Genomic DNA, 19,731 nt, shown 5'->3' with positions numbered 1-19,731 from the left:
ATCTGAATAGAAAAATTATCCCTATTATGTAAAAGGACTGAATTCAATTAACATAACAAAGGAAGTAAATATGGAAAACATTGACCCAAAACTTTATCACCATACGCCTACCGTTAGTGTTCACGATAACCGTGGACTAGCTATCCGTAATATTAGTTTTCACCGCACTACCGCAGAAGCAAATACCGATACTCGTATTACTCGCCATCAATATAATGTCGGTGGATATTTGAACCAAAGCATTGATCCTCGCCTGTATGACGCCAAACAGACTAGCAACACAATACAACCGAATTTTATCTGGCGACATAATTTGACCGGCAATATCCTGCGAACAGAGAGCGTCGATGCCGGCCGAACGATTACCCTCAACGATATTGAAGGTCGCCCGATATTGACCATCAATGCAACCGGCGTCCGCCAAAACCATCGCTACGAAGATAACACCCTGCCCGGTCGCCTGCTCGCTATCACCGAACAAGGGCAGGCAGAAGAGAAAACGACCGAGCGCCTTATCTGGGCCGGCAATACGTCGCAAGAAAAAGACCACAACCTTGCCGGTCAGTGCGTCCGCCATTACGATACCGCAGGACTCACTCAACTCAACAGCCTTGCCCTGACCGGCGCCGTTCTATCACAATCTCAACAACTGCTTACCGATAACCAGGATACCGACTGGACAGGTGAAGACCAGAGCCTCTGGCAACAAAAACTGAACAGTGATGTCTATACCACCCAAAGTAACACTGATGCCACCGGGGCTTTACTGACCCAGACCGATGCCAAAGGCAACATTCAGCGGCTGGCTTATGATGTGGCCGGGCAGCTAAAAGGGAGTTGGTTGACACTCAAAGGTCAAGCCGAACAGGTGATTATCAAATCACTGACCTACTCCGCCGCCGGACAAAAATTACGCGAAGAGCACGGTAACGGGGTTGTCACTGAATACAGCTACGAACCGGAAACCCAACGGCTGATTGGTATCACCACCCGCCGTCTGTCAGATGCCAAAGTATTGCAAGATTTACGCTATCAATATGACCCGGTAGGCAATGTCATTAGTATCCGTAATGATGCGGAAGCCACCCGCTTTTGGCGCAATCAGAAAGTGGTCCCGGAGAATAGTTATACCTACGATTCCCTATATCAGCTTATCAGCGCCGCCGGGCGCGAGATGGCCAATATAGGTCAGCAAAGCAGCCAACTCCCCTCCCCGGCGCTACCTTCCGATAACAATACCTACACCAACTATACTCGCACTTATACTTATGACCGTGGCGGCAATCTAACGAAAATTCAGCATAGTTCACCAGCCACGCAAAATAACTACACGACGGATATAACGGTTTCAAATCGCAGCAACCGCGCGGTACTCAGCACATTGACCACAGATCCAACTCAAGTCGATGCCTTATTTGACGCGGGAGGCCATCAAACCAGCTTGCTATCCGGTCAAGCTTTAATATGGACACCGCGAGGCGAATTGAAACAAGCCAACAATAGCGCAGGAAATGAGTGGTATCGCTACGATAGTAACGGCATACGACAGCTAAAAGTGAATGAACAACAAAATATCCCGCAACAACAAAGGGTAATTTATCTACCGGAGCTGGAACTACGTACAACCCAGAACAACGCCACAACAACAGAAGAGTTACACGTTGTCACACTCGGTAAAGCTGGTCGCGCACAGGTCCGAGTATTGCATTGGGAGAGCGGTAAACCAGCAGATATTAATAACAATCAGCTTCGTTACAGCTACGATAATCTTATTGGCTCCAGCCAACTTGAATTAGATAGCGACGGACAAATTATCAGTGAGGAAGAGTATTATCCATTTGGTGGTACAGCGCTGTGGGCGGCAAGGAATCAAACCGAAGCCAGCTATAAAACCATTCGTTATTCAGGTAAAGAGCGGGATGCTACCGGGCTGTATTATTACGGCTACCGTTATTACCAACCGTGGGTGGGCAGATGGTTAAGTGCAGACCCGGCTGGAACCATTGATGGGCTGAATTTATATCGCATGGTAAGAAATAATCCGGTGACGCAATTTGATGTTCAGGGATTAGCACCGGCCAACAGAACAGAAGAAGCGATAATAAAACAGGGTTCCTTTACAGGAATGGAAGAAGCTGTTTATAAAAAAATGGCTAAACCTCAAACTTTCAAACGCCAAAGAGCTATTGCTGCCCAAACAGAGCAAGAAGCCCATGAATTATTGACCAACAACCCTAGTGTAGATATTAGCCCAATTAAAAACTACACCACAGATAGCTCACAAATTAATGCCGCGATAAGGGAAAATCGTATTACGCCAGCAGTGGAAAGTTTAGACGCCACATTATCTTCCCTACAAGATAGACAAATGAGGGTAACTTATCGGGTGATGACCTATGTGGATAATTCCACGCCATCGCCTTGGCACTCTCCACAGGAAGGAAATAGCATCAACGTTGGTGATATCGTTTCAGATAGCGCTTATTCATCAACATCGGCCCATCGTGGTTTTCTGAGCTTCACTCACAAAAAAGAAACCAGTGAAACTCGATACGTCAAAATGGCATTTTTAACAAATGCGGGTGTCAATGTCTCCGCGGCATCTAAGTATAATAATGCCGGTGAGGAGCAAGTATTTAAAATGGATTTAAACGATTCAAGAAAAAGCCTTGCTGAAAAATTGAAACTAAGAGTCAGTGGGCCACAAGCGGGACAGGCGGAAATATTACTCCCCAGAGAAACATCGTTCGAAGTTGTTTCAATGAAACATCAAGGCAGAGATACCTATGTATTATTGCAAGATATTAACCAATCCGCAGCCACCCATAGAAATGTACGTAACACTTACACCGGTAATTTCAAGTCATCCAGTGCAAATTAAATTGGGAAAATAGTGATTAATTAATATAACAACAAACAATCCCCTGAACGACTATTCAGGGGATTTAACAATCCACCATCTTTAAGTATTTAACCTCAAACCATAAGAAGAAATTTATTTCACCATTTTCTCATTTCTCTTATTGTATTAAACACCATTAACATTTCATTAATTTAGATCCGTCATTTAATTAACCTAATAATAAATAACTATTCAAGATAACTTTCAAACAATCAAATCGGAAATCAATAAATTCAATGGCTCTTTATATTTACGCCTGAGAGTATAAGCACAATATCTCACTGACGGCGTTGGACACGATTTAAAATTCAAAAAGGTAATCCCTTGATGAAGGTGAGTAGAACAGAGTACTTCATTCGGTGTCATTAAACTTATCGCCACCCCCGATCTCACTAAATCCAACCGATGAGTAAAATCAGGGACAGTTAGCAAGGTTAAATTTCGGTACTCAGGCAGATAATTCAGCGAAATAAAATTGTCACATTGTTTAAAGAAAGCACTATTATGTTGAGCCAAAGGCAGTGTATATATAATATCATCAGCATGACTTTCCGCTGCTAAAATATCATTCGCGATAGCAAGGCGCAGCATCTGATAAGCTCCGTCTATTCTGATAATATCATCGTTATCAGGATAATGTTCAGTGGTCACATAGATGGTTATCTCGCCTTTCATTAAAGCAGAAAATATTGTCTCTTTTCTTGCCGAATCATCAATAATGAAATGATTTTTTATGTCAATATCGCGATAATGATAACGTTGAACCGCCCTTTTTATCACTTCCGGGATTTTATTAATATATTCTCCACTGGTCCCAATAACCAGTTTTCCCACGTTTGCTAATTTCTCGCTTCTGCGGTAATGCCAATTATCCTCAACTCGTTGAATTCTCTCATAACACGGTAATAGCTCCTGATATAAGGCCATCCCTTCATCAGTCAATTTGGTCCTTCCCGGCAACCTTTCAAACAGTTGACAGCCCACACGTTGTTCCAATTGATATATGATCCTACTTAGGGGGGAAGGAGTAATACAAAGCGTATCCGCTGCTAAAGTGAATGACTCTTTTTTCGCTGATTCCATAAAATACTTCAAGTGCTTTGAACAAAATAGCATCATATATCCTTCTATTCTAATTAATTGTTCCATCCAAAATAGAATGGAATATTAACAATGAAACATTACAACAACTTTTCTTCTTTGCATTATTTAACATTGAAGTGTGTATTAACTGAGATTGAGTTTTATCATCTTTATTCTTAGCAGTTATCAAACATTTTTTATTATTGTTGCAAAATAAACGTAATTCACCCTTAAATCACAATAATAATTCTAAATAAATGTCACATGTTATTATTAAGAAAAAACAGGCAATATTAACCATTTAATTAGATATTTCAATTGGTTGACAAAACATCCATAATGTTCAATATAAAATAATCACAGATTTAACATCAAGTAAATTATACAATCTATATTCACCATCACTGAACTTTACTCTGCTCTCACAGTTCATTATGTGAACAACAAAGCGCCATTTCCATTCAACGCTTATTAGAAAGTCAGTTGCAAATTTTGCAGCTGCTTTTTTTGCAACAGCTATTTAAACAAAACAATGAGATAGTGATTCTCTGAGAGATCAAGATTAGGTTTATCTGTTACTCGCAAACTATTTCATATCTCAGCGATTTCTCAAAACCTATCTTTGATTATCCCTTCTTCCGATGGAACGGAATCACTCTCTTATTGATCCATGATGTAAAAGCAACAAGGCTGTTTCATTTACTTTATGATTTACAAGGAATAAATATGAACGAGTCTGTAAAAGAGATACCTGATGTATTAAAAAGCCAGTGTGGTTTTAATTGTCTGACAGATATTAGCCACAGCTCTTTTAACGAATTTCGCCAGCAAGTATCCGAGCACCTCTCTTGGTCCGAAACACACGACTTATATCATGATGCACAACAGGCACAAAAGGATAATCGCCTGTACGAAGCGCGTATTCTCAAACGCGCCAATCCCCAATTACAAAATGCGGTGCATCTTGCCATTCTCGCTCCCAATGCTGAATTGATAGGCTATAACAGTCAATTTGGCAACAGAGCCAGTCAATATGTTGCGCCGGGTACCGTTTCTTCCATGTTCTCCCCTGCCGCTTATTTGACTGAACTCTATCGTGAAGCACGCAATTTACACGCCAGCGACTCCATTTATTATCTGGATACCCGCCGCCCAGATCTCAAATCAATGGCGCTCAGTCAGCAAAATATGGATACAGAATTATCCACCCTCTCGTTGTCCAATGAGCTGTTATTGGAAAACATTAAAACTGAATCTAAACTGGAAAATTATACTAAAGTGATGGAAATGTTCTCCACTTTCCGTCCTTCCGGCGCAACGCCTTATCATGATGCTTATGAAAATGTGCGTAAAGTTATTCAGCTACAAGATCCCGGACTTGAGCAATTCAATGCGTCACCGGCAATTGCCGGGCTGATGCATCAAGCTTCCCTACTAGGTATTAACGCTTCAATCTCACCTGAATTGTTTAATATTCTGACGGAGGAGATTACCGAAGGTAACGCAGAGGAACTTTATAAGAAAAACTTCGGTAATATCGAACCGGCCTCACTGGCTATGCCGGAATATCTTAAGCGTTATTACAATTTAAGTGATGAAGAACTCAGCCAGTTTATTGGTAAAGCCAGCAATTTTGGTCAACAGGAATATAGTAATAACCAACTTATTATTCCGGTAGTTAATAGCAGTGACGGCTCAGTCAAGGTATATCGGCTCACCCGAGAATATACAACAAATGCCTATCAAGTGGACGTGGATCTTTTTCCCTTCGGTGGTGAAAATTATCGGTTAGATTATAAATTCAAAAATTTTTATAATGCCTCTTATTTATCCATCAAGCTAAATGATAAAAGAGAACTTGTTCGAACTGAAGGCGCCCCTCAAGTCAATATAGAATACTCCGCAAATATCACATTAAGTACCGCTGATATTAGTCAACCTTTTGAAATTGGCCTGACACGAGTCCTTCCTTCCGGTTCTTGGGCATATGCTGCCGCAAAATTTACCGTTGAAGAATATAACCAATACTCTTTTCTGCTAAAACTTAACAAGGCTATTCGTCTATCCCGTGCGACAGAATTGTCACCTACTATTCTGGAAGGCATTGTGCGCAGTGTTAATCCACAACTGGATATCAACACAGAAGTATTAGGTAAAGTTTTTCTGACTAAATATTATATGCAACGTTATGCTATTAATGCTGAAACTGCCTTAATACTATGCAATGCACCTATTTCACAACGTTCATATGATAATCAACCTAGCCAATTTGATCGCCTGTTTAATACGCCATTACTGAGCGGCCAATATTTTTCCATCGGAGATGAAGAGATTGATTTAAATCCCGGCAGCACCGGTGATTGGCGTAAAACTGTACTTAAGCGTGCATTTAATATCGATGATGTCTCGCTCTACCGCCTGCTTAAAATTACCGACCATGATAATAAAGACGGAAAAATTAAAAATAACCTAAAGAATCTTTCCAATTTATATATTGGTAAATTACTGGCAGATATTCATCAATTAACCATTGATGAACTAGATTTATTACTGGTTGCCGTAGGTGAAGGAAAAACTAATTTATCCGCTATCAGTGATAAACAGTTGGCTATCCTGCTCAGAAAACTCAATACCATTACCGGCTGGTTACATACACAGAAGTGGAGCGTGTTCCAATTATTTGTCATGACCTCCACCAGCTATAACAAAACGCTAACGCCTGAAATTAAGAATCTACTGGATACCGTCTACCACGGTTTACAAGGTTTTGATAAAGACAAAGCAGATTTGCTCCATGTCATGGCGCCCTATATTGCGGCCACCTTGCAATTATCATCGGAAAATGTCGCCCACTCGGTGCTCCTTTGGGCAGATAAGTTACAGCCCGGCGACGGCGCAATGACAGCGGAAAAATTCTGGGACTGGTTGAATACTAAGTATACGCCGGGTTCATCGGAAGCCGTAGAAACGCAGGAACAGATCGTTCAGTATTGTCAGGCTCTGGCACAATTGGAAATGGTTTACCATGCCACCGGTATCAACGAAAACGCCTTCCGTCTGTTTGTGACAAAATCAGAGATGTTTGGCGCTTCAACTGGCGCGGCGCCTGCGCATGACGCCCTTTCATTGATCATGCTGACGCGTTTTGCGGATTGGGTGAACGCACTAGGTGAAAAAGCCTCCTCGGTGTTAGCGGCATTTGAAGCTAACACATTAACGGCGGAACAACTGGCTGATGCCATGAATCTTGACGCTAATTTGCTGTTGCAAGCCAGTACTCAAGCACAAAACCATCAACATCTTCCTCCCGTGACGCAAGAAAATGCGTTCTCCTGTTGGACATCTATCGATACTATCCTGCAATGGGTTAATGTCGCACGGCAATTGAATGTCGCCCCACAAGGTGTTTCTGCTTTGGTCGGGCTGGATTATATTCAATCAATAAAAGAGACGCCAACCTATACCCAGTGGGAAAATGCGGCAGGGGTGTTAACCGCTGGATTGAATTCACAACAGGCCGATACATTACACGCTTTTCTGGATGAATCTCGCAGTGCCGCATTAAGCACCTACTATATCCGTCAAGTCGCCAAAGCAGCGGCGGCTATTAAAAGCCGTGATGACTTGTATCAATACTTACTGATTGATAATCAGGTTTCCGCCGCGATAAAAACCACCCGGATCGCCGAAGCCATTGCCAGTATTCAACTGTACGTCAACCGGGCATTAGAAAATGTAGAAGAAAATGCCAATTCAGGAATTATCAGCCGCCAATTCTTTATCGACTGGGACAAATACAATAAACGCTACAGCACTTGGGCTGGTGTTTCTCAATTAGTTTACTACCCGGAAAACTATATTGATCCGACCATGCGTATCGGACAAACCAAAATGATGGACGCATTACTGCAATCCGTCAGTCAAAGCCAATTAAACGCCGATACCGTCGAAGATGCCTTTATGTCCTACCTGACATCGTTTGAACAGGTGGCTAATCTTAAAGTTGTTAGCGCATATCACGATAATATTAACAACGATCAAGGATTGACCTATTTTATCGGACTCAGTGAAACTGACGCCGGTGAATATTATTGGCGCAGTGTCGATCACAGTAAATTCAGCAACGGTAAATTCGCCGCTAATGCCTGGAGCGAGTGGCACAAAATTGATTGTCCAATTAATCCTTACCAAAGCACTATCCGTCCAGTGATATATAAATCCCGCCTGTATCTGCTCTGGTTGGAACAAAAGGAGATCACCAAACAGACAGGAAATAGCAAAGATGGCTATCAAACTGAAACGGATTATCGTTATGAACTGAAATTGGCGCATATCCGCTATGATGGCACCTGGAATACGCCAATCACCTTTGATGTCAATGAAAAAATATCCAAGCTAGAGCTAGCAAAAAATAGAGCGCCAGGGCTCTATTGTGCCGGTTATCAGGGTGAAGATACGTTGCTGGTGATGTTTTATAACCAACAAGACACACTCGATAGTTATAAAAACGCTTCAATGCAAGGGCTATATATCTTTGCTGATATGGCATCCAAAGATATGATCCCAGAACAGAGCAATGTTTATCGAGATAACAGTTATAAACAATTTGATACTAATAGTGTCAGAAGAGTGAATAACCGCTATGCAGAGGATTATGAGATTCCTTCCTCGGTAAATAGCCGTAAAGACTATGGTTGGGGAGATTATTACCTCAGTATGGTATATAACGGGGATATTCCGATTATCAATTATAAAGCCACATCAAGTGATTTAAAAATTTATATTTCACCAAAATTAAGAATTATTCATAATGGATATGAAGGTCAGCAACGCAATCAATGCAACCTGATGAATAAATATGGCAAACTGGGTGATAAATTTATTGTTTATACTAGCTTGGGGGTCAATCCAGATCACTCACCAAAGAAACAATTGTTTTACCCCATCTATCAATACAGTGGAAATACTAGCAGCCTTGATAAAGGAAGACTACTATTCCACCGGGATACCAATTATTCGTCTAAAGTATCAGCTTGGATTCGGGATGCAAGTCGCTCATTGATCAAAGACAATGCTGCCATTGGTGATGATTATATTACAGATCCCCTGAATAAACCGGATGATCTTAAGAAATATATCTTTATGATTGACCACATGGGAATTGCTACTGATGTCTCAGGCCCAGTAGAGATCAATACTGCCATTTCTCCAGCAAAAGTTCAGATAATAGTCAAAGCGGGTGGCAAGGAGAAAACTTTTACCGCGGATAAAGATGTCTCCATTCAGCCATCACCTAGCTTTGATGAAATGAATTATCCATTTAATGCCCTCGAAATAGATGGTTCTGGTCTGAATTTTATTAACAATTCAGCCAGTATTGATGTCACCTTTACCGCATTTGCGGAGGATGGCCGCAAACTGGGTTATGAAAGTTTCAGTATTCCTGTTACCCGCAAGGTAAGTACCGATAATGCCCTGACCCTGCACCATAATGAAAATGGTGCGCAATATATGCAATGGCAAGCCTATCGTATTCGCCTGAATACTCTATTCGCCCGTCAGTTGATTGCACGCGCCACCACCGGAATCGATACGATTCTGAGTATGGAAACTCAGAATATTCAGGAATCTATGATGGGAATTGGGGCTTACGTGGAATTAGTTATGGATAAATATGATCCAGAAATCCACGGCGCCAATAAATCCTTCACACTCCTCAATTACAATATTTTTGAATCTGGTGATAAGTTCCCTATTTATCAAGGGACATTAAGCGATACCGCGTCGACAAAAATCCAATTATTCTTACCTCGCTTTGATGACTCTTATGGAAATAAAGACAATCTCTATGTTTATGCGGTTTATCAAAAACAGGAAACAAACGCTATCCGCTTTGTTAAAAAGGATAATGATGAACTCGCTACATTCGACACGACCTATAAGAATGGCACGTTCCCAGGTCTTGCATCAGCCAGAGTCGTACCCACTTTCACAGAACCAATGGATTTCAGCGGCGCAAACAGCCTCTATTTCTGGGAACTGTTCTACTATACCCCGATGTTGGTTGCTCAACGTTTGCTACATGAACAAAACTTTGATGAAGCTAACCGCTGGCTGAAATATGTCTGGAGTCCATCCGGCTATATTGTCCACGGCCAGATTCAGAACTACCAGTGGAACGTCCGCCCGTTACTGGAAGACACCGGTTGGAACAGTGATCCTTTGGATTCTGTCGACCCTGACGCGGTAGCACAACACGATCCAATGCACTACAAAGTTTCAACTTTTATGCGCACCCTTGATCTGTTGATAGCACGTGGCGACCATGCTTATCGCCAACTGGAACGAGATACACTTAACGAAGCGAAGATGTGGTATATGCAAGCGCTGCATCTATTAGGCGACAAACCTTATCTACCGCTGAGTACGACATGGAGTGATCCACGGTTGGACAGAGCCGCGGATATGACTACCCAAAATGCTCACGACAGCGCGATAGTCGCTCTGCGGCAGAGTACACCTATACCGGAAGCTTTATCATTGCGCAGCGCCAATACCCTGACTGATCTCTTCCTGCCGCAAATCAATGAAGTGATGATGAATTACTGGCAGACATTAGCTCAGAGAGTATACAACCTGCGTCATAACCTCTCTCTCGACGGCCAACCGTTATATCTGCCAATCTATGCCACACCGGCGGACCCGAAAGCGTTACTCAGCGCCGCCGTCGCCACTTCTCAAGGTGGAGGCAAGCTACCGGAATCATTTATGTCCCTGTGGCGTTTCCCGCACATGCTGGAAAATGCACGCGGCATGGTTAGTCAGCTCACCCAATTCGGCTCCACGTTACAAAATATTATCGAACGTCAGGACGCGGAAGCGCTCAATGCGTTATTACAAAATCAGGCCGCCGAGCTGATATTGACCAACCTGAGCATTCAGGACAAAACCATTGAAGAACTGGACGCCGAGAAAGCGGTGTTGGAAAAATCCAAAGCGGGGGCACAATCGCGCTTTGATAGCTACAGCAAACTGTATGATGAGAATATCAACGCCGGTGAAAACCAAGCCATGACACTACGAGCGTCCGCCGCCGGGCTTACCACGGCGGTTCAGGCATCCCGTCTGGCCGGTGCGGCGGCTGATCTGGTGCCTAACATCTTCGGCTTTGCCGGTGGTGGCAGCCGTTGGGGAGCCATCGCTGAGGCGACAGGTTATGTGATGGAATTCTCCGCTAATGTCATGAACACCGAAGCAGATAAAATTAGCCAATCTGAAACCTACCGTCGTCGCCGTCAGGAGTGGGAGATCCAGCGTAATAATGCCGAAGCGGAACTGAAACAACTCGACGCCCAACTTAAATCGTTGGCAGTACGCCGTGAAGCCGCCGTATTGCAGAAAACCAGTCTGAAAACCCAACAAGAACAGACCCAATCTCAACTTGCTTTCCTGCAACGTAAGTTCAGCAATCAGGCGTTGTACAACTGGCTGCGTGGTCGACTGGCGGCGATTTACTTCCAGTTCTACGATTTGGCCGTCGCGCGTTGCCTGATGGCAGAACAAGCTTACCGTTGGGAACTCAATGATGATTCCGCCCGCTTCATTAAACCGGGCGCCTGGCAAGGAACCTATGCCGGTCTGCTTGCCGGTGAAACCTTGATGCTAAGTCTGGCGCAAATGGAAGATGCCCATCTGAAACGCGATAAACGCGCGTTAGAGGTTGAACGCACAGTGTCGCTGGCCGAAGTTTACACAGGATTACCGCAAGATAAAGGTCCATTCTCTCTGACTCAGGAAATTGACAAGCTGGTAAGTAAAGGTTCAGGCAGTACCGGCAGTGGCAATAATAATTTGGCGTTCGGCGCCGGCACGGACACTAAAACCGCTTTGCAGGCATCCGTCTCATTAGCTGATTTGAACATTCGTGAAGATTACCCGGCATCACTTGGCAAAATTCGGCGTATCAAACAGATCAGCGTCACCCTGCCCGCGCTACTGGGACCTTATCAGGATGTACAGGCAATATTGTCTTACAGCGATAAAGCCGGATTAGCTAACGGCTGTGAAGCGCTGGCAGTTTCTCACGGTATGAATGACAGCGGCCAGTTCCAGCTCGATTTCAACGATGGCAAATTCCTGCCATTCGAAGGCGTCGCCATTGATCAAGGCACGCTGACCCTGAGCTTCCCAAATGCATCCATGCCGGACAAAGGTAAACAAGCCACTATGTTAAAAACCCTGAACGATATCATTTTGCATATTCGCTACACCATTAGATAACCATCCAATACTAAAACAGGCCCCGAACCGGGGCTTGTAAGGAGTTTTTATGCAGAATTCACAAACATTCAGTGTTACCGAGCTGTCATTACCCAAAGGCGGCGGCGCCATTACCGGCATGGGTGAAACATTAACACCAGCCGGGCCGGATGGTATGGCCGCCTTATCCCTGCCATTGCCCATTTCCGCCGGGCGTGGTTATGCACCCTCGCTCACTCTGAATTACAACAGTGGAACCGGTAACAGCCCGTTTGGTCTCGGTTGGGACTGCGGCGTCATGGCAATTCGTCGTCGCACCAGTACCGGCGTACCGAATTACGATGAAACCGATACTTTTCTGGGGCCGGAAGGCGAAGTGTTGGTCGTCGCATTAAATGAGGCAGGTCAAGCGGATATCCGCAGTGAATCCTCATTGCAAGGCGTCAATTTAGGGACAACTTTCACTGTTACCGGTTATCGCTCCCGCCTGGAAAGCCACTTTAGCCGGTTGGAATACTGGCAACCCCAAACAACCGGCGCAACCGATTTTTGGCTGATATACAGCCCCGACGGACAGGTCCATTTACTGGGCAAAAATCCTCAGGCACGTATTAGCAATCCACTCAATGTTAGCCAAACAGCGCAATGGCTGTTGGAAGCTTCGGTATCATCCCACGGTGAACAGATTTATTATCAATATCGCGCCGAAGATGAAGCAAGTTGCGAAACCGACGAGCTAACAGCCCACCCCAGTGCAACCGTCCAGCGCTACCTGCAAGCGGTACATTACGGGAACCTGACCGCCAGCGACGTTTTTCCCACGCTAAACGGAGATGACCCACTTAAATCTGGCTGGGTGTTCTGTTTAGTATTTGACTACGGTGAACGCAAAAACAACTTATCTGAAATACCGCCGTTTAAAGCCACAAACAACTGGCTTTGCCGCAAAGACCGTTTTTCCCGTTATGAGTACGGTTTTGAATTGCGTACTCGCCGCTTATGCCGCCAAATACTGATGTTTCACCGTCTACAAACCCTGTCTGGTCAGGCAAAGGGGGATGATGAACCTGCGCTAGTTTCGCGTCTGATACTGGATTATGACGAAAACGCGATGGTCAGTACGTTCGTTTCTGTCCGCCGGGTAGGTCATGAGGACAACAGCACCGTCACCGCGCTGCCGCCACTGGAACTGGCCTATCAGCCTTTTGAGCCAGAACAAACCGCCCTCTGGCAATCAATGGATGTACTGGCAAACTTCAACACCATTCAGCGCTGGCAACTGCTTGACCTGAAAGGAGAAGGCGTACCCGGCATTCTGTATCAGGATAAAAATGGCTGGTGGTATCGATCCGCCCAACGTCAGGCCGGGGAAGAGATGAACGCGGTCACTTGGGGGAAAATGCAACTTCTTCCCATCACACCGGCTGTGCAGGATAACGCCTCACTGATGGATATTAACGGTGACGGACAACTGGACTGGGTTATCACCGGGCCGGGGTTAAGGGGCTACTACAGTCAACACCCGGATGGTAGCTGGACACGTTTTACGCCACTCAACGCTCTGCCGGTGGAATATACCCATCCACGCGCCCAACTGGCGGATTTAATGGGGGCCGGACTGTCCGATTTAGTACTGATTGGTCCCAAAAGTGTACGCTTGTATGTGAATAACCGTGATGGTTTTATCAAAGGGCGGGACGTGGTGCAATCCGGTGATATCACCCTGCCGCTACCGGGCGCTGATGCCCGTAAGTTAGTGGCGTTTAGTGATGTACTGGGTTCAGGCCAAGCACATCTGGTTGAAGTGAGTGCGACTCAAGTCACTTGCTGGCCAAATCTGGGACATGGCCGTTTTGGTCAGCCAATCGTATTGCCGGGATTCAGCCAATCCGCCGCTAGTTTTAATCCTGACCGGATTCATCTGGCCGATTTGGATGGTAGCGGTCCAGCCGATTTGATTTATGTTCATGCTGACGGTCTGGATATTTTCAGAAATGAAAGTGGTAACGGTTTTGCAAAACCATTCACACTCCACTTTCCTGACGGCCTGCGTTTTGATGACACCTGCCAGTTACAGGTGGCCGATGTACAAGGGTTAGGCGTTGTCAGCCTGATCCTGAGCGTACCGCATATGGCCCCACATCATTGGCGCTGCGATCTGACCAACGCAAAACCGTGGTTACTCAGTAAAATGAACAACAATATGGGGGCCAATCACACCTTGCATTACCGTAGCTCTGTCCAGTTCTGGCTGGATGAAAAAGCTGCGGCATTGGCTACCGGACAAACACCGGTCTGTTACCTGCCCTTCCCGGTCCATACCCTTTGGCAAACAGAAACAGAGGATGAAATCAGCGGCAATAAGTTAGTGACCACTTTACGTTATGCTCACGGCGCCTGGGATGGACGTGAGCGGGAATTTCGTGGCTTTGGTTATGTTGAGCAGACAGACAGCCATCAATTGGCTCAGGGCAATGCGCCGGAACGTACACCACCAGCACTTGCCAAAAACTGGTATGCCACCGGATTACCTGCGGTGGATAATACGTTATCCGCCGGGTATTGGCGTGGCGATAAGCAAGCTTTCACCGGTTTCACGCCACGCTTTACTCTCTGGAAAGAGGGCAAAGATGTTCCGCTGACACCGGAAGATGACCATAATCTGTACTGGTTAAACCGGGCGCTGAAAGGTCAACCACTGCGTAGTGAACTCTACGGGCTGGATGGCGGCCCACAGCAACAAATTCCCTATACAGTGACTGAATCCCGTCCACAAGTGCGCCAATTACAAGATAGCGCCACCGTTTCCTCGGTGCTCTGGGCCTCAGCCGTGGAAAGCCGTAGCTATCACTATGAACGTATTATCAGTGATCCCCAGTGCAATCAGGATATCACGCTGTCCAGTGACCTATTCGGGCAACCACTGAAACAGGTTTCCGTGCAATATCCCCGCCGCAATCAACCAACAACCAATCCGTATCCCGATACCCTACCGGATACGCTGTTTGCCAGCAGTTATGATGACCAACAACAGCTATTGCGATTAACCTGCCGACAATCCAGTTGGCATCATCTTATTGGAAATGAGCTAAGAGTGTTGGGCTTACTGGACGGTACACGCAGTGACGCCTTTACCTACGATGCCAAACAGGTGCCTGTTGATGGCTTAAATCTGGAAGCCCTATGTGCTGAAAATAGCCTGATTGCCGATGATAAACCACGCGAATACCTCAATCAGCAACGAACATTCTATACCGACGGGAAAAGCCAAACACCGCTGGAAACACCGACACGACAAGCGTTAATCGCCTTTACCGAAACGGCGGTATTAACGGAATCTCTGTTATCCGCATTTGATGGCGGCATTACACCAGATGAATTACCGGGAATTCTGACACAGGCCGGATACCAACAACAACCTTATCTGTTTCCTCGCACCGGCGAAAACAACGTCTGGGTAGCGCGTCAAGGCTATACCGATTACGGGACGGAAGCACAATTTTGGCGTCCTGTCGCACAACGTAACACCCTGTTAACCGGGAAAACGACGCTAAAATGGGATACCCACTATTGCGTCATCACCCAAACCCAAGATGCTGCCGGTTTCACCGTCTCAGCCAATTATGACTGGCGTTTTCTCACACCAGTGCAACTGACTGATATCAACGATAATATGCATTTCATCACCTTGGATGCACTGGGACGCCCTGTCACGCAACGTTTCTGGGGAATCGAAAGCGGTGTGAAAACAGGTTACTCTTCACCAGAAGAGAAACCGTTCTCTCCGCCAACCGATGTCAATACTGCCATTGATCTGACCGGACCTCTCCCTGTCGCTCTGTGTCTGGTCTATGCGCCAGACAGTTGGATGCCGGTATTCAGTCAGGAAACCTTCAACACATTAACGCCGGAAGAGCGGAAGACGCTGCGTGATTCGCGAATTATCACGGAAGATTGGCGTATTTGCGCACTGGCTCGCCGCCGTTGGGTACAAAGTCAACAAGCCGACACACCATTGGTTAAGCTGTTAACCAACAGCATTGGTTTACCTCCCCATAACCTTACGCTGACCACAGACCGTTACGACCGCGATTCTGAGCAGCAAATTCGCCAACAAGTCGCATTCAGTGATGGTTTTGGCCGCCTGCTGCAAGCGTCTGTACGGCATGAGGCAGGCGAAGCCTGGCAACGTAACCAAGACGGTTCTCTGGTGACAAAAATGGCGGATACCAAAACGCGTTGGGCGGTCACAGGACGCACTGAATATGATAATAAAGGGCAAACGATACGCACTTATCAGCCCTATTTCCTCAACGACTGGCGATATGTCAGTGATGACAGCGCCAGAAAAGAAGCCTATGCGGATACTCATATTTATGATCCGATTGGGCGAGAAATCCGGGTTATTACTGCAAAAGGCTGGCTGCGCCAAAGCCAATATTTCCCGTGGTTTACCGTGAGTGAAGATGAAAATGATTTGGCCGCTGATGCGATCCTGTAATTGAATTAATATTCGCTCGTTTAATGTTAACGAGCGGATATAATAAATAAATTTAATCTGGCACAATCAGAACAAAGTTCAATTGCGACATTTATGATACTTGACCAAAGCACTTTATCATTTTCGAGGATGTGTTAAAGTGGGTTAGAAGATACTAAATCATTCGCTATATCTTTGTTTATCAGAAGACTTGGTTATAAATTCTGACGTTTTAGATCCCTCAAGAAGGAGACGTAATATGCTAACTAACATTCTTACTGATAATTTAATAAGTACACGGAATTTATTTGTCAACCTCTTGAATTTTAATATTGAATACGAATCTAACTGGTTTATTTCAATGTCTTCTAAAAAACATGGACAAGTTTCCGCTTTTTTAAGAACGAGTGAATTTATTCCAGAAATATATCAAAATTCTTGCCAGGGACTTATTATTACTTGTATTGTAGAAGATGTTGAGCCTTATTATTTGAAAGCACAGAAACTTGGATTCAATATCGTTGAACCACCACGTGATTTGCCCTATGGTCAACGTCGCCTTCTGATTAAAGATGAAAGTGGTGCTTTGCTGGATATATCAGCACCAACTGCGTTATAAGCTGCTCTGATAGCGTTACTTCATATTCATGTACATGAACCGAAAATTGACTAATTGAGTACCCTTATCAATCTTTCCACCGGGGTATTCAACCCATTCATTAATAGTATTTAATGCCGCAGTTTCACTGATATTCGTCTGAACAGCATCATTAATAAATGCGGTTAAACCGGTTCCCATATACGGCACAGCATCTTTTTTCACCAAATGATGGAATCGGTATACCCCACTGCCACAGCAGCCTGATTGATTTTCCATTTACACCATCCTCCACCATTGAAAGGCAATTTCGCCTGAAAGTAACCGGTTTGGGGATCAGCTTTTACATCCAAATCCAATTCATAATAAGTCGGCACTTGATAAGGCTACATACCTGCATCAAGCTGATATTTAAGGCAGTCTTTTGAGATATATTGCGCGGACACATACGGTTTTGTGTATTTCGGCACGACACCTTCCACCGTAATTAACTGTTTCTTCTCATCAGGTGAAAAAGGAAAAAGCCTGCCAAAAAGGGTGTCGCCAAACGCCCAGTAAATAAAATAGAGAAATAATAAGGACAGCGTTATCTTCAATATTTTCATACGGACAGTTCCTGTTTATCACAGTAATGTTGTAAGGCCAGTATTCCTTATTCTTCCTACTGGCCCACGGTCAATGGTTTTTACTGGAAACTCTGTTAGCACTACTTTATTTTCCAGTAATCAATAGAATCTCTGTCTAAATCAACTCTGCCATCAGGATATTCAACTCTTGAAGGTTCTTTACCTGGTGGAATAATAATTTTAGGCATTTTGGTTTCATCTAACTTAGGTTTATAGGTAATTTTCCATTCCGCTCTTGGAGTTAATTTCAACCGAAAAGGATACGTATCCACCACGCCCTGCAAGAAAATTCTATTTGGGCGCCCATCAACTATCTTTAATACAGGGTAAATAACCGGGCTGAAATCTATAGTATTCAATGCTGCAATTTCGCTAATATTTGTTTGAGCCGCGTCGTTGATAAATGCAGTTAATCCTGTTCCCTCGTACGGAACAGCATCTTTTACCAAATGACTGACATCGGTATAACTTACTGATACAAAGGCTCTATCAATCTTCCATTTACACCAACCTCCACCACTAAAAGGCAATTTTGCCTGAAAGTAACCAGTTTTCGCATCAGCTTTTACATCCAAACCTAGGCTATGATAAGTCGGTACTTTAAAAGGCGACATACCTGCATCAAATTGGTATTTTAAGCAATCTTTTGACTTATATATAGCTGCTACATATGGCTCAGTGTACTTCGGAGCCACTCCTTCTACCGTAATCAACTGCCCTTTTCCGGCAGATGAAAAGGGAAGCAGCCAGTTAAAAAAGGGTGTCGCCAAACGCCCAGTAAATAAAATAGAGAAATAATAAGGACAGCGTTATCTTCAATATTTTCATACGGACAGTTCCTGTTTATCACAGTAATGTTGTAAGGCCAGTATTCCTTATTCTTCCTACTGGCCCACGGTCAATGGTTTTTACTGGAAACTCTGTTAGCACTACTTTATTTTCCAGTAATCAATAGAATCTCTGTTTAAATCAATTCTTCCATCAGGGTATTCAACTCTTGAAGGTTCTTTACCCGATGGGATAATAATTTTAGGCATTTTGGTTTCATCTAACTTAGGTTTATAGGTAATTTTCCATTCCGCTCCTGGAATTAATTTCAGTCGAAAAGGAAATAAATCCACCACCCCCTGTAAGGAAACTCTGTTTGGACGTCCCTCAACCATTTTCAAAACAGGGTAAATAACCGGGCTGAAATTTATCGTATTCAATGCACGAGTCTCAGAGGCTTCAGAATAATTTGTTCGTGCGGCGTCGTTGATAAAGGCAGCTAATCCTGGTCCCGAAGAAGGTACAGCATCTTTCACCAGATGGCTAACATCGGTATAACCCACCGCCACAAACGCTCGATTGATTTTCCATTTACACCATCCTCCACCATTGAAAGGCAATTTCGCCTGAAAGTAACCGGTTTGCGGATCAGCTTTTACATCCAAATCCAATCCATAATAGGTCGGCACTTGATAAGGCGACATACCTGCATCAAGCTGATATCTAAGACAGTCTTTTGAGATATACTGCGCGGACACATACGGTTTTGTGTATTTCGGCGCGACACCTTCCACCGTAATCAACTGTTTCTTCTCGTCAGGTGAAAAAGGAAAAAGCCAGTTAAAAAAAGTATCACCAAACGCCCAGTAAATAAAATAGAGAAATAATAAGGACAGCGTTATCTTCAATATTTTCACACAGATAGTTCCTTTTAATAACAGTATTCTCATGTTGGCATTTAGATAAACTGGTGACACAACCTTATAGAACGTTACTTTATGTAATGGGTATCTAC

General features: G+C 44.3%; 6 protein-coding genes and 2 pseudogenes. 4 read left to right on the top strand and 4 right to left on the bottom strand.

Annotated elements, in window-relative coordinates; genetic code table 11:
- Window positions 1-70: 70 nt before the first annotated feature.
- A complete protein-coding gene (locus Phpb_RS16110) occupies window positions 71-2,881 on the top strand; it encodes an RHS repeat domain-containing protein (RefSeq protein ID WP_065391225.1) in 2,811 nt (936 codons plus the stop codon).
- 225 nt (window positions 2,882-3,106) lie between these two features.
- On the opposite strand, the gene Phpb_RS16105 is transcribed toward Phpb_RS16110, so the two are convergent.
- Entirely contained in the window at window positions 3,107-4,018 is a 912-nt protein-coding gene (locus Phpb_RS16105) for a LysR family transcriptional regulator (RefSeq protein ID WP_065391224.1), read from the bottom strand.
- 693 nt (window positions 4,019-4,711) lie between these two features.
- On the opposite strand from Phpb_RS16105, the gene Phpb_RS16100 reads away from it, so the two are divergent.
- The 3 genes from Phpb_RS16100 (at window position 4,712) to Phpb_RS16090 (ending at window position 17,343) form a co-directional block, all read left to right on the top strand.
- Window positions 4,712-12,265, top strand: coding sequence for a Tc toxin subunit A-related protein (locus tag Phpb_RS16100; RefSeq protein ID WP_065391223.1), 7,554 nt, complete (start codon window positions 4,712-4,714; stop codon window positions 12,263-12,265).
- 49 nt (window positions 12,266-12,314) lie between these two features.
- On the top strand, window positions 12,315-16,745 hold the full coding sequence (locus Phpb_RS16095) for a SpvB/TcaC N-terminal domain-containing protein (RefSeq protein WP_065391222.1): 4,431 nt from the start codon (window positions 12,315-12,317) through the stop codon (window positions 16,743-16,745).
- A gap of 238 nt (window positions 16,746-16,983) precedes the next feature.
- Entirely contained in the window at window positions 16,984-17,343 is a 360-nt protein-coding gene (locus tag Phpb_RS16090) for a VOC family protein (RefSeq protein ID WP_065391221.1), read from the top strand.
- A 99-nt stretch (window positions 17,344-17,442) separates the two neighbouring features.
- Here Phpb_RS16090 and Phpb_RS23950 read toward each other — a convergent pair.
- From Phpb_RS23950 to Phpb_RS16070, 3 genes and pseudogenes are all read right to left on the bottom strand, one after another.
- A pseudogene (locus Phpb_RS23950) lies at window positions 17,443-17,927 on the bottom strand (hypothetical protein); the annotation flags it as partial.
- Between the two features lie 101 nt (window positions 17,928-18,028).
- Window positions 18,029-18,776: pseudogene (locus Phpb_RS16075) on the bottom strand (hypothetical protein).
- A 101-nt stretch (window positions 18,777-18,877) separates the two neighbouring features.
- Window positions 18,878-19,633 (bottom strand): hypothetical protein, encoded by a 756-nt coding sequence (locus Phpb_RS16070; RefSeq protein ID WP_240492583.1) that lies wholly within the window; start codon window positions 19,631-19,633, stop codon window positions 18,878-18,880.
- Window positions 19,634-19,731: the final 98 nt, after the last annotated feature.

This window comes from Photorhabdus namnaonensis, assembly GCF_001684335.1.
GTDB classification, from domain to species: domain Bacteria; phylum Pseudomonadota; class Gammaproteobacteria; order Enterobacterales; family Enterobacteriaceae; genus Photorhabdus; species Photorhabdus namnaonensis.
The sequence above is the reverse complement of the archived record's forward strand: the minus strand, read 5'-3'. Positions and strand labels throughout refer to the sequence as shown.

Coding starts and splice junctions, on each gene's coding strand:
- Phpb_RS16110 (WP_065391225.1), top strand. CDS start 71: ATGGAAAACATTGACCCAAAACTTTATCACCATACGCCTACCGTTAGT.
- Phpb_RS16090 (WP_065391221.1), top strand. CDS start 16,984: ATGCTAACTAACATTCTTACTGATAATTTAATAAGTACACGGAATTTA.
- Phpb_RS16095 (WP_065391222.1), top strand. CDS start 12,315: ATGCAGAATTCACAAACATTCAGTGTTACCGAGCTGTCATTACCCAAA.
- Phpb_RS16100 (WP_065391223.1), top strand. CDS start 4,712: ATGAACGAGTCTGTAAAAGAGATACCTGATGTATTAAAAAGCCAGTGT.
- Phpb_RS16105 (WP_065391224.1), bottom strand. CDS start 4,018: ATGCTATTTTGTTCAAAGCACTTGAAGTATTTTATGGAATCAGCGAAA.